This window comes from Sulfobacillus harzensis (genome assembly GCF_012933365.1).
In the GTDB taxonomy this organism is placed as follows: domain Bacteria; phylum Bacillota; class Sulfobacillia; order Sulfobacillales; family Sulfobacillaceae; genus Sulfobacillus_B; species Sulfobacillus_B harzensis.
The window spans coordinates 1-20704 of record NZ_JABBVZ010000013.1; the positions used below are offsets into that span (position 1 = coordinate 1).

Below are 20704 nucleotides of genomic sequence, written 5' to 3' on the forward strand. Positions count from 1 at the left end.
GTAGGAAAATCGCAGCGTCCAATGCGTCAAACCCGCGCGCCGTGCGGGTTCGGATTAAATGAAAAGGCTCCTAGGGGGTGACGATGTCCTCAATGGTGTTTAAGGTGCGTTCAATTTCCACTCGGGTGTTGTACGGGGCTAGTCCTAGGCGTACGAGGCCGCCTTGAGCGCGAAGACCCAGCCGATCCACCAACGTGACGGCGTAGAAGTCGCCGTCCCAGGCGAGAATACCTCGTTCCCCTAACGCGTGGGCCACTTCAATGGAGGAGCGGTCCCGGACCGTGAAGCTGATGGTCGGCGCGCGATCTTGAGCTCCCACCGGCGGACCCCAGACGCGCACATCCGGAATGGCTCCCAGCCCGCGGTATAACTTCGAAGCCAGTTCGTGTTCATAGTGGTACACGTGTGCCATGGCTTGGCGAATCCGGGTTCTGAGGGATTCGTCGGGGTCGTCGGCAAACGCGGCGATGAAGTCAACGGCAGCGACCACACCCTCCAGAGCTGCATGATTGAGCGTTCCTGTCTCAATGCGTTCCGGCGCCTCCGGCATTTGAGGTCGTACGCGCAAGGTGGGTAGGGTGGCTAAAAGCCCCGGGCGCGTGTACAGCACTCCCACGTGAGGGCCAAAAAACTTATAGGCGGAGCAGAGCAGCGCGTCAGGCTTCAACGGGCTCACGTCGATGAGACCATGGGGAGCCCAGTGCACCGCGTCGACCACTAAAAGGGCTTGAGCTTCATGAGCCCATTCCGCTATTTGAACGAGAGGGTTTACCGTGCCAACAGCGTTGGAAGCCCAACCTACGGCAATAACCCGGGTGCGATCGGAAATCAGTGCGCGAAACGCGTCTAAATCCAGTTCTGCACTTGGCAGCACCGGCACGTGTTTAATAATCACCCCGCGTTCTTCTAACTCGAGCCAGGGAGCGACGTTGGCATCGTGGTCGAGTTCCGTCACAATAATCTCATCGCCTGGATTCAGGGTGCGCCCGATAGCCTGGCTAAGGAAGAAATTGAGCGTCGTCATGTTTTGACCAAAGGATATGCAACTGGGATCTTCCGCCCCTAACATGGCGGCCATGGCCGTGCGGGCTGCCAAAATGACGGCGTCACTCTCCCGGCTAGTCGCATATTGACCGTGCGTGTTGGCGTTGTGATTAAGATAGTAATTGGTGATGGCAGTAATGACCGAGGCAGGCACCTGGCTGCCTCCCGGGCCATCCAGAAACACCAACGGCAGGTTGTCCGGGCCCGTCCGTTGCAGGCTGGGAAATTCATGGCGGCAATATGATAGGTCCTTCATGGGATCCCTCCTAGCCAATGATGCGCCATTATTGGCGCTGAAAAATTTCTAGGATATGCAGTGATGCAATGGTGATCGCACCGCCGTAGCGACGTTCGATGACGTCGTAAACCCCTTGCAAAAGGCCATCTAAGGCGTCCTCCCCCAGCATCAAATGATCCGAATAGGTGCCGAGGAGACGTGTGTAGGTTTCGGCGGAATACGACCGGACCACGGGGTAGCGGTGCTGGCTTGCTGCACGATAGCGGCTTGACTCCGCCATTCGCTGAAATGGAGCGGCAACCTCTTCCGCTGTCGATAACCGAAAAGGCTTGGTATGGGTGGATGGCAAGAACGTTTCGTACAGCGGCTGAACGGCGTCATAAAAGGTATCGGTTCCGCCTTGGATCGGATGAGTGGAAATCACGGCCAGATAACCTCCGGTTCGCAAGGCCCGAGCGGTCTTTTCTTTTTGCGTGGATTCATCGAGCCAATGAAAGGCCGTGGCCGAAACAACCAGGTCAAAGGGCATGGTGGGGAGCGGCCAGATTTCGAAATCAGCGTTAACCACCGACACGTTGGGATGTTGACTCATTTTCTCGCGCAATATTTGAGCCAAGTGCGGTCCCATTTCAACCGCCACCAGCTGAGCACCTGTCGTCAACAGATCTTGGGTGAATTGGCCCGTGCCTGCGCCAATCTCTAGAACCCGGGATTGAGCACCGATTCCGGCTAACTGGGTTAAATCGCGTGTGAGTTCGGTAGGATAGGCGGGGCGGGCTTTGTCATATTGGCGGGCCACTCGATCGAACGTCAAAGCCATTTCACGGCGCACGCTTTCCTGACCCCCTCAGCGTCATGATATCATGCAGGTAAAGGGGACGGAAGGCAGTCATCGGTCACCTCCCGTCAGTGCTGGCGGCCCCATCGATTCATGAGAAAGCCAAGAGCCTGATGGTCGGCGACGGCTTGGCACGCTCCCGATTGTCCCGCCGTCTGGATCCCGCGGACAAAACACAGCAGATCCGAAAGGAGAGAAAGCGGCTTTTTCTCCGGCATTCATGCTGGAGTTGGCCTCAGCTATTATGGTGGATATCAGGGAACGAATCGACGAGGGGAATCGTCGCTATCAAGCGGATCATGCACCCATCGAGAGCGCTCGGCCCAGTGCCCGTTTGGCGGTGCTCACCTGCATGGATGCCCGCATCGACCCGCTCCGGGTCTTGGGGTTGCACCTTGGGGAAGTGCATGTGCTTCGCAACGCGGGTGCCCGCGTTACCGAGGATATGATCCGTTCGTTGGCCATCTCTCAGCAAGCGTTGGGTACCGATACCATTGTTGTCATGCCTCATACGGGGTGCGGGGTGATCGGCCTTCAGCCCGACAACATTCATCCGCGGTCCGGCAGCGGTGCTGAAGCCATCGAACTTTATCCCATTCGGGACTTGCAACAGTCGCTCCAGGACGACCTCGCGAGGCTGCGCAATAGCCCGTGGCTTCGACCGGATACACGAATTTTGGGTGCCATTTTCGATATCAAAACGGGAGCCTTGGATTGGGTATAAAAAATACTGGCGAGCTTGCGGGTTCGCCAGTATTTTGGCCTGAAAAGACCGGAATTATTCCAGTTTGTCACCTTGGGCGAGCGACTGCTCAGCATATTTAATCATCACCTTGACCATGTTGCCGCCAATCTTCCCACCCACGCGCCCCAGCTGCCGGGTAGGCATGTCGGCCCAGCCTTTTTGCTCGATTTCGTCAAGGATACCGAGGTCGCTGGCAATTTCATACTTGAACTTGTCCCGTACCTCGTTGGGCAAGACCGATGGTGTCTTTGTCCACTTTGCCATGCTTGGCGCACCTCCTTTGTGGTGACACGCCTAGTATGGCTTTCATATCAACGGGGAATGTTAGGAGTTACTTCATCGTCTGTCATCGGTTTGTCCGTGTGCATGATTGTGGGGAGAAAGTCATTTGACAATCCGCGACAAACATGCTTTGGTGCGCCACCACCCAAGCCCCGCAGTACCCACCCCCCGGCACCTGCGTCCTGGGCAGTCTAAGCCACGTCATCGGATTCCCGACCGAGGTAGAAATTTTGGAGGTGCTTCAATGGCTGTTCATAAAATACGTAATCATTTCGGTCTCCCGCATACCGACCGGCGCATGCCCGCCGGGGAAAAATGCCAACTCCACATTTGGGTCATTTTTTGACAATGTACCTTTGAGTTGGCGAAGCATGGCAGGTGGAATTATCGGATCCTTTTCCCCTCCAATAATCAAAACCGGAATCTTTATTTTGCTATCGCCAAGAGAGTTGCTTAGGTACCAGCTGGCCCTTGGGTTCGCGCCTTCTTGCTTAAGCATGGCAGAAACGTCGTTCCGGTCCACCTCATCGATTTGCTGGCTTGGCCGTGATTCTACCCATGACACGAACGCCTCGGCCCCGGGGAATGGACTAAGGAGGACAAGGGCTTTAACCCCGGGATCGCTCTCAGCCAATTTCATAGCCACAAACCCCCCCAACGAAACCCCGTAGAGATAGGTGTGATTCCCCTGGATCTTCGGTCCAAAAACTCTAAAAAGCGCTCTTAGTCCATTTTCTGTGTCTAAATAATCTCCATAGCCACCCCTGACATCCCCTTGACTGAGCCCGTATCCCTCATAATTGGGTAAAAAGGTTATGAAACTATTGGACGTCCACAGTTCGGCATCGGACTGCGTCTCCGCGTATTTGTTGGTGTGCAAACCGGCGGGGAGCATGTACCCTCCATGTAAGTTCACTTCAAGGGGCATCGGCCCACGGCTCGGCGGAACGACCACGTACCCCTGAACCGCATAACCTTGGCTCCAATACTTCAAACTATAGAGTTTGGTACGGGAGGGCATGCCCAAGTCAGGGGCAAATTGGGGATTTCGAATGAGCGTTAGGGAAATCGGTGCACCGTTTTTCTTTTGGCTCGCATAGTACACCGTAGTGCTACCCTGGCGAGGTAATAAAGTGCCCCGGGGAGCAGACGGGACATTGTTCCCTGTCAGACTTGCGATTAGCGAGACCACTAACAACACGACCAGTCCACTTAAAAGCCAACGTCCATTGAAAGCTGGTGTGTCCATTTTCTGCAATCTCCTATAAGGGGATATTAGATTTCTTCTACGATTCGTCATGATGTCCATTGCTTGCCGTGAAGGAGCAAACGCGAGGAATGGTTTGGGACGTGTTCATGAACATCGATCATAGCGCTTGGCATCATTTCGGTCCCGGTCCGTGGGCTTCTAGGTGTCATGAGATCGGCGGAGTGTCGCCCGGTCATGACGGACTCGTTTTGAGGTTAATAAATAGGCGAATAGCGACGATACCGATACGTTCACAACGGCCCCAAGGGGAATGCCGATAGCCACCTCATAGAGAAAGTTCCAGTGCGGAAAAAGGGCATTCAATCCCACCGCGACAGCCAGAACCCAAACTAACACACCATAGTTCTTACAACTTCTGAGAGGTCCCATGAGTTTCATCCCTCTCCGGCGCACCTAACCTTCGCGGAATTATCGGTATTAATGCTTATGGCAATTGTAACGGTTTGGTAAGCTTTTTCAACTGCTCCTCAAAATTGAAGGTCCTGATTATAGCGGCATCCTGAAAGGCGGCTGTACCGGCGGGTGCGGTGGCCTAGCCGGAACGGTTAACGGAAGTCACCGCGCCATGCTCAAAGTACACTGCGCCGGCGGTATCCGTTGCCCTCGCGCTGTGGGATATAATAGAGGTACCAGAAGAGTGAGGTGTTAATGATGAAGCTGTCCGCCCAGCATGCTAAGTTAACCCGCTTGGCGCAGAGGCGCTTTGAAGGTTTTCGTCCCTATCAGGTGGTGACGTTCTTGAACCAGTCCTTGAAAGAGCGCGGTCTTATTTTCGGTTTAAGACAGTTCGAGGATGAATGGGAGCTCACCGTTTACGATGCCGACGACCATGGCGAAGAATCCTAAAATTGGTGTTGCTGGCATCATCGTGAATGACCGACGGGTGGTGCTGGGGCGCCGCGGCCACGATCCGGGCTATGGGCTCTGGGCGTTTCCCGGAGGCCACGTGGAGTTTGGCGAGCGCCTCGAGGATGCATTGTGCCGCGAAGTCCAAGAAGAAACCGATCTGTTGATTATACCCAGCCGCCCCATTTACATTGCCCAACTATTGGGCAGTGATTACCATTTCGTGTTGATTGATTTTCTCGTGACCGACTTTTCCGGCGTTTTGCGTGCCGGATCGGACCTTGATGAGGTGCGCTGGGTGGAGGAAAAGGAGGCGGCAGCCCTTCCTTTGGCCGATGGAATGGCTGCCTGTCTTGCGGACCGGGGTGTCCGCGAGATTCTCGGTTGGATGTAAAGGTTACGCATGAGGAGGTTCAAAGCGCTGGAAAAAGCCATATTGGTGTCGGTCTATCCAAAAGGAACGAATATTCGAGAGGTAGACCGGCAGCTCGAGGAGCTTCAGGGACTGGTCGGGGCCGCTGGAGCTGACACCGCGGGAGTGGTACGGCAGGCGCGCGACGTTCCCGAAGCAGGCTTGGGACAAGGCGCGTTAGACGCCTTGATTGCCCAAGTAGAGGCCATGGGAGCTGATCTGGTGGTTTTTAACCAAGAAATGCGCCCGAGCCAGCTTTTATGGGTTCAGACGCGACTCGGGGCACGGGCGCGCGTGGTTGACCGCACCCAAGTCATTTTGGACATCTTTGCACGGAGGGCATCGTCCCGCGAGGGGCGCCTGCAAGTGGAGCTGGCCCAATATGAGTATCTGGAGCCGCGTCTTCGGGGGCTCCGTGTGTTGTCGCGCCCTGGAGGCGGGGTTGGAACGCGGGGGCCCGGTGAAACGCAGCTGGAATTGGACCGTCGGCGCGTTCAACGGCGCGTGCATGCGTTGAAAGAGGAACTCGAGCGGGTGGAGGAGGAACGGCGGGGACGGCGTCAGCGGCGCCGGCGCACCGAGCTTCCGCAGGTGGCCTTGGTGGGTTACACCAATGTGGGCAAGTCCACATTGTTCAGCGCGCTAACCCATCGACCGCAATTCGCTCAAAACGCTTTGTTTGTGACATTGGATTCAACTGTCAGGCGGATGGTGATTCCAGGCTTTGGCCCGGTCTTGGTGAGCGATACGGTAGGATTTGTCGATCGATTGCCCCACGAACTGGTGGCGGCTTTCCGCTCGACCTTGGACGAGGTTCGGGACGCAGATATGATTTTGGAGGTCGTATCGGCCGATCCGGAATTTCCGGTTCCGATGGCGGAACAGGTCGGGGTCATTGAGGATACTCTGCGGCGTCTTGAGGCTGAGGCGATACGCCGACTGCGGGTGTACAGCCAATGGGACCGGGTGCGGCCGGGGACGGGTATCCCACCGCTTGGCGTGGCTGTCTCGGCGGTTTCGGGCGACGGTATGAGTGAATTGCTCGGTGAAATGGCCCGACAGCTAGCCGCGTTGTTGCGGGAAGAACAGGTGGAGATCGCCTGGGAGGATCAGGAGTCGTGGAAGATCATTTGGCGTGAATTTGTCATTTTAGATCGCCACGATGGCCGATCGGGGGCGGTGTTGACCCTTCGGGGCACCGAACGGGCTTTCCACCTTTTGGACCAGGCGGCGAGAAAAGGACAGGGCGGCAATCCCGAGAAAGATGGTACAATAATGTGATGATTTTTGAGAGGAGGCGGCCGGGTGTCTCAACAACCGCGGTACTTTATTAAGACCTATGGCTGTCAGATGAATGAACGCGACTCGGAAATAATGGCAGGGCAGCTGGACCAGATGGGGTATCAGCCGGCGGCGTCCGACCGGGATGCGGACTTGATCGTGATTAACACCTGCGCCGTCCGCGGAAGTGCTGAGGAGCATGCGTTCGGGTATATTGGCCAGCTGCGGCAGCTGAAGGACGAGCGTCCGGGGATGACACTCGCGGTCGCGGGATGCATGGCACAAGAAGCCGGAACCATTGCTTGGTTAAAAAAGCATGCACCGCAGGTGGACTTGGTGTTTGGAACCCACAATATGCACCAACTGCCCGAGATGTTGGACCGCGCGGCAGAATCGGACGAAATGGTGGTTGATGTGTGGCAAAGTGCCGGCGAGGTAGTTGAGCATCTTCCCTCGCGGCGTAAAGATGGCGTCCGGGCGTTTGTCAACATTATTTATGGTTGCGACAAGTTCTGCACCTATTGCATTGTGCCTTTCACCCGGGGCCGGGAACGGTCGCGGGAGATGGAGCCGATTATCGAGGAAGTGCGGGCATTAGCCGATGAAGGCTACCAGGACATCACGGTTCTAGGACAGAATGTCAACTCCTATGGGCACGACCTAGAACCGGCCCGCGATTTGGCTGATCTGTTGGTGGAGTTGGAGAAGGTCGACGGGGTGCGCTGGCTTCGGTACACTACGCCCCATCCACGCGATTTCAGTCAGAAGTTGATTGACGCGATTGCCGACTCGCAAAAGATTACCCGCCATGTCCACTTGCCGGTTCAGGCGGGTTCCAATCCGATATTAAAGCGGATGAACCGTAAGTACACCAAGGAAGCCTACTTGGATCTGATCGAACGGGTCAAGCTTAAGATTCCGGACGCATCGTTAACAACGGATATCATCGTCGGTTTTCCGGGGGAGACGGAGGCCGACTTTGAGGAAACGCTAGACGTCGTGCGGCGTGTGCGTTATGACTCGGCCTTCACCTTTATTTATTCGGCCCGGGAACGGACGCCGGCGGCTCGGTGGGAAGGACGGGACCCGGTGCCCAATCAAGTCAAGAAGGACCGCCTTAACCGGCTCATGGCGTTGCAATACCAGATTAGCCTGGAAGCCAATGAGCAGCTTGTTGGCAAACAGGAATTGGTTCTGGTTGAGGGCGTGAGCAAAAAGAACGATCGCGTGTGGGCCTGCCGCACACATAATAATAAGGTCGTCCTCATCGATCGCGACCCGGCCGAGGACTTGATTGACCGATTTGTTCCGGTTCGCATCACCGGTGCCAAGACTTTTTATCTCACCGGTCAACAAGCCGGGCGTCCGGTATCTCCGCCGTCGCCGCGACGGCGAGTGGAACTGCCCATGGTTTAAATGGCAAAAGCGGCCGCGGTGGCCGCTTTTGTCGTGTTGTTTAGGTCTTTTTCTTCACCGTATTGGCTGCCTTGTTGGCTTCTGTCTTGGCGCCTTTACCGGCCCGCTTGGCGGTCTTTTTTACGTCTTTGGCAGGGCCGATGAGGGTCTTCTTAGCTTTGGTTCCGGTCTGTTTGGCGTATTTGGGCGTGACCGGGGAGCGTGCGGCATTCGTCCCCGTTGGGCCGCCTGCGCCTGAAGTGGCCCCGGTCCCGATGGCCGCGGCTACGGTGTCCCACCATTTAGCATCTTCGTATCCAATTCGCCAAAATGCGACACCAGCCAAATGGTCCTTTTTCGCCAAATCGATACGGTCCTTGGCGGCGCGATCATTGACAAACCAGATGACGTGGGTCACGCCATTGGCCGTGTACTTGTCGTAGGCCTCTTTGTAGGTGGAGTTCCAGGTGTAAACGCCGTATTTATGCTGGTGCATGGCCTTCAACGGTATGGTGGTAGCCTTGGTTGACCCATCCGTCCACAAGTATCCGTAGTCGGCGATGCCCAGATAGAGCTTCGTCGGGCTAACGCCAGCCGCCTCGGCGGTCGAAATGGACTTCTGAACCCAGGCGTACGGACTCACGGGTCCGGGCGGTGTGCCGTTACCGTGCAAGTCGTAGGCCATCAACACCATGGAATCCACAATCTTGTCCAGTGCCCTAAAGTCATAGGCAGCACTCTCACCGTTGCCGGACGTCAACGGAACCACCGACATGGACAAGGCGACGGAGGTCGGCAACGCCTTTTTCAGTTGGCTCATGAATGTGGTCAGGTTGGTCCGGTCTGACTTGGGAAGCAGTTGGAAATCGATTTGTACCGCTGGATAGTTATGGGCCTTCACCGTCGAGGCAATGGCATCAACCGCTTTCGTTCGCGCGGCGGCCGTTTGAAGGAAGGAGTCAGTGCCTCCGGCATTGGTAAAGAGGGGCATTAGTGGCAGGTGGTCCTGCTTCGCTAAAATGGCCGCGTTGCCCTGGGGCTTCGCAATGAGAGTGCCAGTGGGGGACACCTCGTACCAGAATGGCGACAAAAAGTCGACTAAACCCGGATGAGCTTTAACCAAGGCAAAAGGATCCGGCGCGGCGGCCGATTGCGTCTGGTCGTAAAAGGCGATTACCTTGAGCGGTTTACCAGCCTTGGCTGGTTTCGTGGTGGTAGTCGGCTTTTTGGATGCCTTGGATGAGTTGGTATGCGGTTTCGGTGCTGGAGCAGGCGTACCACAGCCTGCCAGCCATAGAGATCCTAGTCCAGAGGCCATAAACAAGGCGGCATACAGCTTTTTCATCGATATCCCTCCTTTGCATGCCGACGAGGTCGGGTGAGTTCGGTGTGAAAAGAAAAAGGACGACGGCCGAACCACGTGCGCCCATATTATGAGAAGATGGGGATGCATTCATACTGGAAGGAAACGGTAAGGAGCGACGACGGTGAAATGGTGGGCAAGTGCGCTAGCGGGTGCAGGGCTCGTGCTGGCGGTGGAGGCAGCAACCATTTATGGGATTGGCGTGCAGACGACCGTACCTAAAAGCCAGGCGGTAGCGGCCAGCCACGCCCTGGCCAATGCATTGGATGCACGGTGGCCGTCTTTGGAGGGACCTATGATGACGACTATTCGGCCTATTATGCGGCGCCAAATTGGCCAGATTGTAGGGCGGACCAGCATAGACATTGGTGGCGTGCCGGTTCGTTTGCCTCCCAGTGTTCGCCAGGTGGTGGCGGACAAAATGCAACAGGTTTTGGAGGCCAACCTATCACGTTATCTCCGTTATCGGTTCCGCCCCAGTCAATTCCTCACTCCCCGCCTTGTAGAAAAAGTGCTGGAACGACCGGTTAAACTACGCCTTTGGGTCAACGTGGGGCGAATCCCCATTCCAGTTACAATCGAAATGAAATGACGATTCTTGAAGCCTCGCACGCCCTATGCTATACTACCATCGGCTGTCTTCAACCAAAGATCGCCAAATCTAGCACGCAGTTCAAACCTGGTGATCTGTCGAACTGCGGAGGCTAACCAGGAGGAAAACATGTCAGTTGTCTCAATGAAGCAGCTGTTGGAGGCCGGTGTTCACTTCGGACACCAGACCCGGCGCTGGAACCCTAAGATGAAGGCGTACATTTTCACCGAGCGCAACGGAATTTACATTATTGATTTGCAAAAAACGGTGCGTAAAGTGGATGAGGCCTACAATTTTGTCCGCCAACTTGGCATGGATGGCGGCAAGGTTTTGTTTGTCGGCACCAAGAAGCAGGCACAGGAAGCGGTCGCTGAAGAGGCTCGGCGTTCTGGCGATTTCTACGTTAATCAGCGCTGGTTGGGCGGAATGCTGACCAACTTCGACACCATCAAGCGGCGTGTCAAACGTTTGGCCGAGTTGAAGGAGCAGGAAGCATCCGGCCAATGGGAGCGGTTGCCCAAGAAGGAAGTGAGTTCGCTCACGCGCCAGAAAGAAAAGTTGGAGAAGTATTTAGGCGGCATCGAGGGAATGCGGGAACTGCCGCAAGCCATGTTTGTGGTTGATCCCCGCAAGGAGCACATTGCTGTCACGGAAGCCCGCAAGCTGGGCATTCCCATTGTGGGCATTGTGGACACCAACTGTGATCCTGACGAAATTGACTATGTGATTCCGGGAAACGACGATGCTATCCGCGCGGTGCGCTTGTTGACGGCGAAGATGGCCGATGCGCTCATCGAGGGTCGCCAAGGCGAGACCACGGGTGCTGAAGAGGTTGAAGAGGCTGTGCAATAAGCGCGCCTGAACGTTGACCGAGAAGGGGCTGTCTCAAAAGGCTTTGGCCCTAAAATTTTCTCCCACTTGACCCCTAAAAACGCGGAGGAAAGTGACCTACTTCCTCCACTACGCGGGGTAAAATAGGCACATTTTAGGGACGGCATCACTGCCGACATACCTTTTGAGACGGCCCCTTCCTTACGAGGAGGATTTTTGTGGCTATTTCCGCGCAGGACGTAAAGGCGCTCCGGGAGCGGACCGGAGCCGGAATGATGGAGTGCAAGAAGGCGCTTCAAGAAGCCGACGGAAATTTGGATCGGGCTGTCGACATCCTGCGAGAGCGGGGATTGGCAGCGGCTGCCAAGAAAGCGGGGCGCAGTACGACGGAAGGATTAATCGAAAGCTACATTCATTCCGGTGGACGGATTGGTGTCTTGCTGGAGATTAACTGCGAAACGGACTTTGTGGCCAACACGGATGACTTTCGTGCGCTGGCTCACGATGTGGCTATGCATATTGCGGCCGCACGTCCCGTTTATGTCCGCCGCGAAGATGTGCCGGAAAGCGCGCTGGAGCACGAACGGCAGGTCCTTCGAGTCCAGGCTCAAAATGAAGGCAAGCCGCCAGCCATTGTCGAAAAGATGGTCGAAGGCCGTATCGACAAGTATTTTAAAGAGGTTTGCCTCTTGGAGCAGCCCTACGTGAAAAATCCCGATCAGACCATCGACCAGCTCATTAAAGAGCATATTGCGCGACTGGGGGAGCAGATTCAAGTACGGCGCTTTGCCCGGTTTGAGCGGGGCGAGGAGTTAAGTCCGGCGGAGTCGGAATAAAGGGCACGATGTGCCCTTTTCTTTTAGGTGATGATGCAGGGGAGGATGACGGTGTCCGAACAGCCTAAATATCGACGGGTCGTCTTGAAGTTGTCCGGAGAGGCATTAGCGGGCTCGGCCGGATTTGGCATCGATCCGACAGTAGTTGACAGCATTGCCCGGCAAATTAAGGAAGTGCTGGGATTTGGCGTTCAAATCGCCGTGGTAGTGGGCGGCGGCAACATCTGGCGCGGACAGGCCGGATCCAGCAAGGGAATGGATCGGGCCACGGCCGACTACATGGGGATGTTGGCCACCGTGATTAACGCCCTGGCGCTCATGGACGCATTAGAAAAGCATGGAGTGGTGGTCAGAGTACAGACTGCCATCGAGATGAAGGAGGTGGCCGAACCCTACATTCGGCGCCGGGCCATCACCCATTTGGAAAAGGGCCGGGTCGTCATTTTTGCTGCGGGCAACGGCAACCCTTATTTCTCGACGGACACCACAGCGGCCCTCAGGGCAGCCGAAATCGAGGCCGACGTCATGCTAAAGGCGACCAAAGAGGCGGGCGTTTACGATGCCGATCCGCGTACGAACCCCAATGCGCGCATGTTAGATGAAATTCGCTATCTCGATGTCCTAAAAGAGAACTTGAAGGTCATGGACGCAACGGCCACGTCCCTCTGTATGGACAACAACATTCCGATTGTGGTGTTCAATATGAACACCTATGGCAACATTCTAAAGGTGGTTTTGGGAGAACCCATTGGCACCTATGTGGGTGGAGGGCAACGCGATGTTGAAGGACATTCTTAAAGAGACCGAGGAACATATGCAAAAGTCGGTGGAGGTATTTCAACGCGACCTGGCGGGGATGCGGGCGGGTCGGGCCCATCCAGCGCTGTTGGAGAAGGTGCCGGTCGATTATTACGGGACGACAACCCCGCTTCAGCACTTAGCCGCCATTAGCGCACCGGAGCCCCGGGTGTTGGTGGTTCAGCCATTTGACAAGTCGGCCGTGTCTAGCATTGAAAAGGCCCTAATGAAGGCGGATCTGGGGGTTTCCGTCCGCGTGGACGGCGCTCTTCTCCGCGTCAACGTGCCTCAACTCACGGAGGAACGTAGGCGGGACTTAGTTAAGCAGTTGAGGCGGCAGTTGGAAGAAGCCAAGGTGGCGGTACGCAACGTGCGCCGTGACGGGCTGGATGCTCTGAAGCGGTCCCAGAAAGCCGGGGAAGTGTCCGAAGACGAAGAACGACGCGGACAGACCGACATTCAACGGCTTACCGATCAATACATTAAAGAGTTGGATCGTCTCGCGGAGGCGCGCGAAAAGGATATTATGACGCCATAGCCTTTTCGCAAAGGGGGATGCCTGATGCCTGGCCCACAAACGACGCAGTTAACCGGCCGTGTGCCGCGTCATATTGCAATCATTATGGATGGCAACGGCCGTTGGGCAACAATGCGGGGTATGGACCGCACCATTGGGCACCGACAGGGGGTCAAGGCGCTCAAGCCGATTGTCAAGGAGGCTGTCCGGCTCGGCGTCGAAGTCTTGACGGTCTACGCTTTTTCCACCGAAAATTGGCGCCGGCCGAGCCGTGAAATCGATGTGCTGATGGCCCTTTTGGTGGAATTTCTGGCCTCCGAAACCCCGGAGCTGAAGGACGAAGGGGTACGCGTGCGCACCATTGGCGACCTGTCACGACTGCCTGAGGCTGCTCGTCAGTCCTTGGCCTGGGCCGAGGCAGAGACAGCCCAGGAAACGCGCATGGTGTTGAATTTGGCTCTGAATTATGGTGCCCGTGATGAGATCTTGCGCGCTGTGAACCGCTGGCGCAAAGAGACGCCGGAAGGCACGGAGCTTACCGAAGAAGGATTCAGTCAATACCTGGATACCCAAGGGCTCCCTGATCCCGATCTTCTAATTCGTTCCAGTGGTGAGTTCCGAGTCTCCAACTTCTTATTATGGCAGCTGGCCTATGCTGAAATTTATATTTCCGATAAGCTCTGGCCGGATTTCGGGCCCGAGCAGCTGCGCGAAGCCATTCGTGCGTACCAAACGCGTCATCGGCGCTTTGGCGGACTAGGATAGGGGCGAGAAAGCGTGTTGCTACGCCGGGTCATCACCGCAGTCATCGGCATTCCGGTTTTATTGGCCCTCATCTATCTCGGTGGTTGGCCCCTCATTGGCGCGGTCGCTCTGTTTGAAGCTGTGGCGGTCTATGAGGTGGCCCGAATGTTTGAGGCCAAAAATATGACATTTTTTGCCCGCATGGCGGTCTTTTGGGTGTGGGCGCTATTGGCTTGTCAGGCCTTCCATTGGCCGTTGGTTTGGGGGATTTTGGCCGGTCTGTTGGTGATTGTCGTGGGCGCGGTTGTCTTGGGTCGCGAGGCGAAAAGCTTCGAGGGTGCCATGACCACGGCGTGGGTCAGTCTCTACGTCGGGCTGTTGTTTCAGTTTCTGGTGGCGCTTCGCGCCTTGAACCAAGGCCGACGACTGGTGTTCGTGTTTTTTGTGGTGATTTGGGCCACCGATTCAATGGCCTTCTTCATAGGCCGACGGTTTGGAAAGCATAAGTTAATGGTGCACGTCAGCCCTAAAAAGACGTGGGAAGGCACGCTGGGCGGCGTGCTGTCCGGAGTCATTTTGGGGATTATCGCCTCGCCCTTGATTCATGTTCGTTGGTTTGATGGTGCCATCTTCGCGCTCTTAGTGGCCGCCATCGGGGTGGTGGGAGACCTTTTGGAATCCCAATTTAAGCGGTTTACCGGCGTAAAGGATTCGGGAGGCATCTTACCCGGACACGGTGGGATTTTGGATCGCTTTGACTCCGCGTTGCTGGCTCTACCATTTGCCTATTATTTATTGAAAGGCTTGGGCATAAGGTAGCTCCGAGGTGAGAACCCTGAACGCGTCCCGGTACTGGCGCGAGTTTGTCCTTTGGGCTTTGCTGCTTCTGGCAGCGTATGCCTTCTGGCGCTGGATGGCGACTTATGTGTTGCCATTTGTGTTGGCGGGCACCTTGGCCTGGTTTGTGCTGCCGCTGGTGGAGCGGCTGGAAGATTTCGGTCTGGGACGCGTTTGGGCAGTGCTGCTCTCGTTGGGCGGGGTGATGGCAACTTTAGTGGTGCTGTCCGGCGCCATTCTCTTGCTGCTGACGGCCGAACTGGTCCAAGCGAGCCATCGTCTGCCAACCTATCTTAAATCGCGTCCGTTCGGTATTGCCAAGGCCTTTCACGAGTGGAATCGTCTGCGCGACCAATTGGGCTTGGGGCGGGGAAGCTTTAGTCAGGAAATCAACTCCCTCTACCGCATGTTGACGGTGGTGGTGAAGAGCGTGGGCCATCTTTTGGTGGTGCTTCCCGAAATGGCGCTGATGATGGTTGTGGCTGTCGTCGCCGCCTTTTTCATTCTCCGTGATTACCCCCGCATCCTTACTTGGATGCGCCGAATCAGCCCGCCTGCACTGCGCCGTAGCATGGGGCGGTTTACCACGATGATGGCCGGGGGACTCTGGGGTTACGTGCGGGCGGAACTCGCCTTAGTGTCGCTCACAGCATTGACGACGGCGGGCGGGCTTCTGCTCATTCGCGCGCCCTATGCGGTACTGGTGGGGCTGATGGCGGGACTACTCGATTTGGTGTCATTCATGGGCCCAACCATTGTGCTGGTGCCCTGGGCGGCAGGAGCTGCGGTTGCCGGACACTGGCCTCTCAGCATTCACTTGCTGCTGGTGCTGGCCGCGGTGGCCGTGGTCCGCCAATTATCGGAGCCTAGACTGGTCGGACAGGGAACAGGGCTTCACCCACTCGTGGTATTATTCTCCCTATACATGGGAATTCGTTTGTTCGGCGGCGTCGGCGTGATCGTGGGGCCGGTGACCGCCGTCATTCTAAACGCGGTGCGTCAAGTGCGGGATCGCGCTTGAGGGGGAAAAGTATGCGGCTAGTAATTTTAGGAGCTACCGGATCCATCGGAGAGAGTACCTATAAGGTCTGGCACGAGCATCGTGATCGTATTCAAGTGGAAGGGTTGGCGGCTCATCGGAACGGCGAGCAGCTATGGGCCATGGGGCTCAAGATGGGCGCAGCCTGGATTGCGCTCACCGATGAGCAGGCCGCTCGGGAGCTCACGCGGAGTCATGGAGGGGAACCGGGACCGCAAATTGTGGTTGGTGGCGATTCCCTGGTGGAGCAAATCTCGAGCGCCAACGCGACCCACGTGTTGGGGGCCATGAGCGGGTTCGCCGGGCTTCGTCCCACGTTGGCCGCGCTAAAACGAGGGATGCGGGTACTGTTGGCCAATAAGGAGACGCTGGTGGCGGCTGGAGACTTGGTGCAACGTACCGCTGCCATGGGCCACGGCAGCCTGGTTCCCGTGGACAGCGAGCACTCAGCCATTTTTCAGTGTCTGAGAGGCAACCAGCCGGTTAGCCGCATTATTTTGACCTGTTCAGGCGGTCCCTTCCGGGGTCGCAGCCGCGCGGACCTTCAAGCCGTGACTGTGGAGGAAGCGTTGCACCATCCCAACTGGTCCATGGGCAAAAAGATAACCGTCGATTCCGCCACCTTGATGAACAAAGGGCTCGAGGTGATTGAGGCACACTATTTGTTTGGGGTTGATTATGATGCCATCGAGGTTGTCGTGCATCCGGAAAGCGTGGTGCACTCGATGGTGGAATACGTTGATGGAGCGATTATGGCGCAGTGCGGAATTCCTGACATGCGCATTCCCATTGAGGTTGCCCTCGCCTGGCCGGAGCGCTGGTCGCTGACCGTGGAGCCATTTCAATGGGCGGGTAGACATCTGCATTTCGAAGCCCCAGATTTGAAGACCTTTACCGCCTTGTCGCTCGCATATCAAGCAGGGCGGTCAGGGGGGCTCTACCCGGCGGTGTTAAGTGCGGCCAATGAAGTCGCGGTCGAGGCATTCTTGGAGGGCCGCATTCCTTTTTTACGAATTGCAGAGATTGTGGAGGAGACGTTAAGCGGATTTCAGCCTAGCGGGCCGGCGGACAATCTGGATGAGGTGATTGCGGCCGACCATTGGGCCCGCCAGCGGGCTTTGGCTCTGAGTCTCAATTAGGGGGGAGAGCATGCTGACGGTTGTCGCCTGGATCGTGGTGTTCGGGGTTTTGGTCGCGGTCCATGAATTGGGGCACTACTTGGTTGCCAAGGGGTTCGGCATGCAGGTGGATGAATACTCTTTGGGCTTTGGGCCGCGTTTGCTCAAAGTGTCCAGTGCCACCACCGAATATTCTCTGCGCCTGATTCCTTTGGGCGGATATGTTCGCTTGGCGGGTATGGATGGGGAGCCGAGCGGCAATCCGGACTATTATCCCAATCGGCCGCGATGGCAGCGATTCTTGGTCATCTTCGCGGGACCGGTGATGAACATGGTTCTCGCATTCATCTTGTTCGCCCTCCTGTTTGGTCCAATTGGGGTGCCTACAGCAACCACCACGATTGCCCATCTCATGCCGCATTACCCCGCCCAAACAGCGGGGTTGCAGGCCGGGGACCGGGTTTTGGCCATCGATGGACATCCGGTCCACAGCGGCACGGCGCTGTCGCAGGCCATCAGCCATCATGCCCGACAGATGATACGGGTGACGGTGGCGCGCCATGGACGAATGTTGACCTACGCGGTGCGGGCCAAGCTTGATACCCATGTGAAGCCTCATCAATATCTGATCGGGATTCAGTTGGGGATGAAGGTGGTTCATCTAGGATTCGGCAAATCAATCGCCACCGGAGTGGCGCAAACTGTGGCCATGACCGGCGCCTGGTTCAAGGCCCTGTTTTTGCTGGTTACCGGTCAGAGCCGGTTCGACCTCATGGGGCCGATAGGGATTGCGGTGACGGTTGGCCAGGCCGCACATCAGGGATGGGCCGATTTGTTTATGCTGGCAGCAGCTTTGTCCGCCAACTTGGGCTTGTTCAATATCCTGCCGGTGCCCGTCTTGGACGGAAGCAAGCTCTGGCTCATCATTATTGAGGGCATCCGCCGCAAGGCGATGGATCCCGAGCGGGAAAACATGATTCACCTGGTAGGGATGGCGTTCCTGCTGGTGTTCGTGGTCTTTGTGACCTACCACGATCTGGTTCATTACCTGCATTTGGGATAGCGCGCTAGTCTATCCTGTTTCATGATGCTAAGATGAAGGTAACCGTGAACGCCGGTCTGGGGTCGGAGACGACTTCGGCCGGTCGTACTTTGAGAAATTGAGGTGCACCATGAGCAAAGCCGTAAGAGTGCGGGATGTCGTCATCGGTGGCGGTGCCCCAGTCCGGGTGCAAGGAATGACCAAGTCCGACACCCGTGACGTCAAGGCGACCGTGGATGAAATTTTGCGCTATGTGGACGTTGGCTGCGAGATTGTGCGGGTTGCGGTTCCAGACATGGAGGCGGCCCAGGCGGTGGGGTCGGTCGTCAAGCATTCCCCCATCCCGGTGGTGGCAGATATTCATTTTGACTATCGGTTGGCGTTGGAGGTCATTCGCCAGGGCGTTGACAAGTTGCGCCTGAACCCCGGAAACATTGGGAGCCGCGAACGCGTAGAGGCAGTAGTGCAAGCCGCCAAGGAACGCGAGATACCGATTCGCATCGGCGTGAACTCCGGTTCCATTGAAAAAGGACTTTTAGCCGACTTGGGACGCACGGCCGAGACCATGGTGGCATCAGCGGCTAAGCATATTCAGATTTTGAATGACTTGGACTATGACAACATCGTGGTGTCGCTAAAAGCTTCCGACGTCCCCACGATGGTGGCCGCCTACCGCCTCATGGCTCAGCGGTACGACTACCCCTTGCACCTCGGGGTCACTGAGGCTGGCACTCTGTTTCAAGGAACCGTAAAGTCGTCGGTGGGACTAGGGATTTTGCTCAACGAGGGGATTGGCGACACCATCCGCATCTCGTTGACCGCCCCGGGCGAAGAGGAAATCCGCGTGGCCTGGGAAATATTGAAGAGCCTCAAACTGCGCGAACGGGGCGCCAACCTGGTTGCCTGTCCAACCTGCGGTCGGCTTCAGTTTGATATGTGGCCGGTCACCAATGAGCTCGAGCGGCGGTTGGCGACCATTCAGGAGCCCATCACGGTGGCCGTGATGGGATGCGCCGTGAACGGACCCGGTGAGGCCCGTGAGGCGGATGTGGGCTTAGCTGGCGGAAAGAATCATGGCCTCATTTTCCGTCATGGACAAATTAAACGTCGCGTGGAACAGGCGGACATGGTGGAAGAGTTATGGAAAGAAATTCAAGATGCGGCAGAGGAGGTTCGGGCGCGTGGACAACGTGCTGAAGGAGATCACCCCCAAATCGGTTGATTACTCCCAGTGGTACGTCGATGTAATTAAAAAGGCGGACATGGTGGATTATGCCCCGATTAAAGGGTTTATGGTGATTAAGCCCTATGGGTACCGCATTTGGGAGTTTATCCAAGCGGCCATGGACGCCAAGTTTCGCGCTACAGGGCACGAGAATGCCTATTTTCCTCTCCTCATTCCGGAGAATCTCTTGTTGAAAGAGGCAGAGCATGTCGAAGGTTTCTCCGCGGAGGTGGCCTGGGTCACCCAAGGGGGAAGCGAGCCGCTCACCGAACGGCTGGCGGTTCGGCCTACGTCTGAGACGATCATTGGGGCCATGTACTCCAAGTGGATTCAGTCGTATCGGGATTTGCCGGTGTTGATGAACCAATGGGCCAACGTGGTGCGGTGGGAGAAAGCCACGCGCCCCTTTTTGCGTACGACCGAGTTTCTATGGCAGGAAGGCCATACGGTGCATCGCACCCCGGAGGAAGCGCTGGCGGAAACGCGCCAACAGTTAGAGATCTATCGTCAAGTCATCGAGGGCGAATTGGCTATTCCCGTCATCGCGGGCCGTAAAAGTGCCGGCGAGCGATTTGCTGGGGCGGTGGAAACATTTACGTTAGAGGCGCTCATGGGAGATGGCCGGGCGCTGCAGATTGCCACGTCGCATTTTCTTGGACAGAATTTTGCGCAGGCGTTTGACATCCAGTATCTGGACGAAGACGGCACGCGAAAGTTCGGCTGGACCACGTCCTGGGGCAGCTCCACGCGGATGATCGGCGGCCTTATTATGGTGCACGGCGACGACAAGGGCTTGCGCTTGCCTCCACGGGTGGCTCCGGTGCAAGTTGTGATTGTGCCGATTGCCCGTGGCACCGATGAGGAACAGCAGCAAGTTTTGGCCTACGCGCGGCTGTTGAAGGACCGTCTAGCCGGGGCACAAGTTCGGGTGCGTTTGGATGACCGGCCGGAGTTTACCCCGGGATACAAGTACAATGATTGGGAGATGCGCGGCGTCCCGCTTCGGATTGAGGTGGGACCCAAGGACTTGGCCAAGCAGGGCATGGTGTTGTGCCGGCGAGACACGGGCGAAAAAACCGCCGTCAGCGAGGCGGGGTTCGAAAGTGCCGTCACGGCGATGCTGGACGCCATTCAGCAGTCGCTCCTCCAACAAGCGTTGGAACACCAACAGGCGCATACGGTGGCGGTTGAAAACTACCGAGAAGCGGAAAAATATGGGCATCGGGGATTCTTTGAGGGCGACTGGTGCGGGAGCGAGGCGTGTGCGGACCAGTTGAAGGCCAATACGGGAATGACTATTCGCTGTTTGCCGCTGGACCGTACGCCGGAGGGAACCGGCTGTGTGGTCTGTGGACAACCCTCACAGGAGCGGATGTTGTTCGCTCGTGCATATTAAAGACGAGTCTGGCAT

At 56.6% G+C, this 20704-nt stretch carries 23 protein-coding genes; 17 read left to right on the forward strand and 6 right to left on the reverse strand.

Annotated features, from left to right (window positions below):
* Positions 1–70: 70 nt before the first annotated feature.
* Positions 71–1300, reverse strand: a complete 1230-nt coding sequence (locus tag HIJ39_RS05485; protein ID WP_169097545.1) for a cysteine desulfurase-like protein — start codon at positions 1298–1300, stop codon at positions 71–73.
* Between the two features lie 28 nt (positions 1301–1328).
* Positions 1329–2114 carry a methyltransferase domain-containing protein gene (locus tag HIJ39_RS05490; protein ID WP_169097547.1) on the reverse strand — a complete coding sequence of 262 codons (786 nt, stop codon included), beginning with the start codon at positions 2112–2114 and terminating at the stop codon, positions 1329–1331.
* 250 nt (positions 2115–2364) lie between these two features.
* On the opposite strand from HIJ39_RS05490, the gene HIJ39_RS05495 reads away from it, so the two are divergent.
* On the forward strand, positions 2365–2844 hold the full coding sequence (locus tag HIJ39_RS05495) for a beta-class carbonic anhydrase (RefSeq protein WP_169097549.1): 480 nt from the start codon (positions 2365–2367) through the stop codon (positions 2842–2844).
* Between the two features lie 54 nt (positions 2845–2898).
* Here HIJ39_RS05495 and HIJ39_RS05500 read toward each other — a convergent pair whose 3' ends face one another.
* From HIJ39_RS05500 to HIJ39_RS05510, 3 genes are all read right to left on the reverse strand, one after another.
* On the reverse strand, positions 2899–3129 hold the full coding sequence (locus HIJ39_RS05500) for an alpha/beta-type small acid-soluble spore protein (RefSeq protein WP_169097551.1): 231 nt from the start codon (positions 3127–3129) through the stop codon (positions 2899–2901).
* 259 nt (positions 3130–3388) lie between these two features.
* Positions 3389–4396 (reverse strand): alpha/beta hydrolase family protein, encoded by a 1008-nt coding sequence (locus HIJ39_RS05505; protein ID WP_169097553.1) that lies wholly within the window; start codon positions 4394–4396, stop codon positions 3389–3391.
* A gap of 159 nt (positions 4397–4555) precedes the next feature.
* The gene (locus HIJ39_RS05510) at positions 4556–4786 is read right to left on the reverse strand and encodes a hypothetical protein (RefSeq protein ID WP_169097554.1); all 231 of its coding nucleotides are present in this window, start codon (positions 4784–4786) and stop codon (positions 4556–4558) included.
* A 279-nt stretch (positions 4787–5065) separates the two neighbouring features.
* Here HIJ39_RS05510 and HIJ39_RS05515 point away from each other — a divergent pair, with 279 nt between their 5' ends.
* From HIJ39_RS05515 to miaB, 4 genes are read left to right on the forward strand one after another with little or no spacing between them, the layout of a single operon-like run.
* A complete protein-coding gene (locus tag HIJ39_RS05515; protein ID WP_243239374.1) occupies positions 5066–5263 on the forward strand; it encodes a DUF4264 family protein in 198 nt (65 codons plus the stop codon).
* A complete protein-coding gene (locus HIJ39_RS05520; protein WP_169097556.1) occupies positions 5247–5657 on the forward strand; it encodes an NUDIX hydrolase in 411 nt (136 codons plus the stop codon). The genes HIJ39_RS05515 and HIJ39_RS05520 overlap by 17 nt, the downstream gene beginning before the upstream one ends.
* A gap of 9 nt (positions 5658–5666) precedes the next feature.
* A complete protein-coding gene (gene hflX, locus HIJ39_RS05525; RefSeq protein WP_169097558.1) occupies positions 5667–6956 on the forward strand; it encodes a GTPase HflX in 1290 nt (429 codons plus the stop codon).
* A gap of 24 nt (positions 6957–6980) precedes the next feature.
* Complete coding sequence (gene miaB / locus HIJ39_RS05530) at positions 6981–8372, forward strand: tRNA (N6-isopentenyl adenosine(37)-C2)-methylthiotransferase MiaB (RefSeq protein ID WP_338055089.1); 1392 nt, start codon at positions 6981–6983, stop codon at positions 8370–8372.
* Positions 8373–8412: 40 nt separating this feature from the next.
* On the opposite strand, the gene HIJ39_RS05535 is transcribed toward miaB, so the two are convergent.
* Positions 8413–9696: a glycosyl hydrolase family 18 protein gene (locus HIJ39_RS05535; RefSeq protein WP_169097560.1), complete on the reverse strand. Its 1284-nt coding sequence runs from the start codon at positions 9694–9696 to the stop codon at positions 8413–8415.
* A 142-nt stretch (positions 9697–9838) separates the two neighbouring features.
* On the opposite strand from HIJ39_RS05535, the gene HIJ39_RS05540 reads away from it, so the two are divergent.
* The 12 genes from HIJ39_RS05540 to proS all read left to right on the forward strand — a co-directional run bounded on the left by HIJ39_RS05540 (position 9839) and on the right by proS (position 20689).
* Positions 9839–10306: a hypothetical protein gene (locus HIJ39_RS05540; protein ID WP_169097562.1), complete on the forward strand. Its 468-nt coding sequence runs from the start codon at positions 9839–9841 to the stop codon at positions 10304–10306.
* A 129-nt stretch (positions 10307–10435) separates the two neighbouring features.
* Entirely contained in the window at positions 10436–11158 is a 723-nt protein-coding gene (rpsB, locus tag HIJ39_RS05545) for a 30S ribosomal protein S2 (RefSeq protein ID WP_169097564.1), read from the forward strand.
* Positions 11159–11355: 197 nt separating this feature from the next.
* Positions 11356–11973: a translation elongation factor Ts gene (gene tsf / locus HIJ39_RS05550; protein ID WP_169097566.1), complete on the forward strand. Its 618-nt coding sequence runs from the start codon at positions 11356–11358 to the stop codon at positions 11971–11973.
* Between the two features lie 45 nt (positions 11974–12018).
* Positions 12019–12771, forward strand: a complete 753-nt coding sequence (pyrH, locus tag HIJ39_RS05555; RefSeq protein ID WP_169097568.1) for a UMP kinase — start codon at positions 12019–12021, stop codon at positions 12769–12771.
* A complete protein-coding gene (gene frr / locus HIJ39_RS05560) occupies positions 12752–13309 on the forward strand; it encodes a ribosome recycling factor (protein WP_169097570.1) in 558 nt (185 codons plus the stop codon). Before pyrH ends, frr begins: the two co-directional genes overlap by 20 nt.
* A 24-nt stretch (positions 13310–13333) precedes the next feature.
* Complete coding sequence (locus HIJ39_RS05565) at positions 13334–14053, forward strand: isoprenyl transferase (protein ID WP_169097572.1); 720 nt, start codon at positions 13334–13336, stop codon at positions 14051–14053.
* Between the two features lie 12 nt (positions 14054–14065).
* A complete protein-coding gene (locus tag HIJ39_RS05570; protein ID WP_169097574.1) occupies positions 14066–14851 on the forward strand; it encodes a phosphatidate cytidylyltransferase in 786 nt (261 codons plus the stop codon).
* 7 nt (positions 14852–14858) lie between these two features.
* The gene (locus HIJ39_RS05575; protein ID WP_169097576.1) at positions 14859–15890 is read left to right on the forward strand and encodes an AI-2E family transporter; all 1032 of its coding nucleotides are present in this window, start codon (positions 14859–14861) and stop codon (positions 15888–15890) included.
* A gap of 11 nt (positions 15891–15901) precedes the next feature.
* Complete coding sequence (gene dxr, locus HIJ39_RS05580) at positions 15902–17047, forward strand: 1-deoxy-D-xylulose-5-phosphate reductoisomerase (RefSeq protein ID WP_169097577.1); 1146 nt, start codon at positions 15902–15904, stop codon at positions 17045–17047.
* A 10-nt stretch (positions 17048–17057) separates the two neighbouring features.
* Positions 17058–18089 carry a M50 family metallopeptidase gene (locus HIJ39_RS05585; RefSeq protein ID WP_169097579.1) on the forward strand — a complete coding sequence of 344 codons (1032 nt, stop codon included), beginning with the start codon at positions 17058–17060 and terminating at the stop codon, positions 18087–18089.
* A 109-nt stretch (positions 18090–18198) separates the two neighbouring features.
* Positions 18199–19290 (forward strand): flavodoxin-dependent (E)-4-hydroxy-3-methylbut-2-enyl-diphosphate synthase, encoded by a 1092-nt coding sequence (gene ispG, locus HIJ39_RS05590; protein WP_169097581.1) that lies wholly within the window; start codon positions 18199–18201, stop codon positions 19288–19290.
* Positions 19226–20689 carry a proline--tRNA ligase gene (proS, locus tag HIJ39_RS05595; protein WP_169097583.1) on the forward strand — a complete coding sequence of 488 codons (1464 nt, stop codon included), beginning with the start codon at positions 19226–19228 and terminating at the stop codon, positions 20687–20689. Before ispG ends, proS begins: the two co-directional genes overlap by 65 nt.
* Positions 20690–20704: the final 15 nt, after the last annotated feature.

Coding starts and splice junctions, on each gene's coding strand:
- HIJ39_RS05485 (WP_169097545.1), bottom strand. CDS start 1,300: ATGAAGGACCTATCATATTGCCGCCATGAATTTCCCAGCCTGCAACGG.
- HIJ39_RS05495 (WP_169097549.1), top strand. CDS start 2,365: ATGGTGGATATCAGGGAACGAATCGACGAGGGGAATCGTCGCTATCAA.
- HIJ39_RS05500 (WP_169097551.1), bottom strand. CDS start 3,129: ATGGCAAAGTGGACAAAGACACCATCGGTCTTGCCCAACGAGGTACGG.
- HIJ39_RS05505 (WP_169097553.1), bottom strand. CDS start 4,396: ATGGACACACCAGCTTTCAATGGACGTTGGCTTTTAAGTGGACTGGTC.
- HIJ39_RS05510 (WP_169097554.1), bottom strand. CDS start 4,786: ATGGGACCTCTCAGAAGTTGTAAGAACTATGGTGTGTTAGTTTGGGTT.
- HIJ39_RS05515 (WP_243239374.1), top strand. CDS start 5,066: ATGATGAAGCTGTCCGCCCAGCATGCTAAGTTAACCCGCTTGGCGCAG.
- HIJ39_RS05520 (WP_169097556.1), top strand. CDS start 5,247: ATGGCGAAGAATCCTAAAATTGGTGTTGCTGGCATCATCGTGAATGAC.
- hflX (WP_169097558.1), top strand. CDS start 5,667: ATGAGGAGGTTCAAAGCGCTGGAAAAAGCCATATTGGTGTCGGTCTAT.
- HIJ39_RS05535 (WP_169097560.1), bottom strand. CDS start 9,696: ATGAAAAAGCTGTATGCCGCCTTGTTTATGGCCTCTGGACTAGGATCT.
- rpsB (WP_169097564.1), top strand. CDS start 10,436: ATGTCAGTTGTCTCAATGAAGCAGCTGTTGGAGGCCGGTGTTCACTTC.
- pyrH (WP_169097568.1), top strand. CDS start 12,019: ATGACGGTGTCCGAACAGCCTAAATATCGACGGGTCGTCTTGAAGTTG.
- frr (WP_169097570.1), top strand. CDS start 12,752: ATGTTGAAGGACATTCTTAAAGAGACCGAGGAACATATGCAAAAGTCG.
- HIJ39_RS05565 (WP_169097572.1), top strand. CDS start 13,334: ATGCCTGGCCCACAAACGACGCAGTTAACCGGCCGTGTGCCGCGTCAT.
- dxr (WP_169097577.1), top strand. CDS start 15,902: ATGCGGCTAGTAATTTTAGGAGCTACCGGATCCATCGGAGAGAGTACC.
- HIJ39_RS05585 (WP_169097579.1), top strand. CDS start 17,058: ATGCTGACGGTTGTCGCCTGGATCGTGGTGTTCGGGGTTTTGGTCGCG.
- ispG (WP_169097581.1), top strand. CDS start 18,199: ATGAGCAAAGCCGTAAGAGTGCGGGATGTCGTCATCGGTGGCGGTGCC.
- proS (WP_169097583.1), top strand. CDS start 19,226: ATGCGGCAGAGGAGGTTCGGGCGCGTGGACAACGTGCTGAAGGAGATC.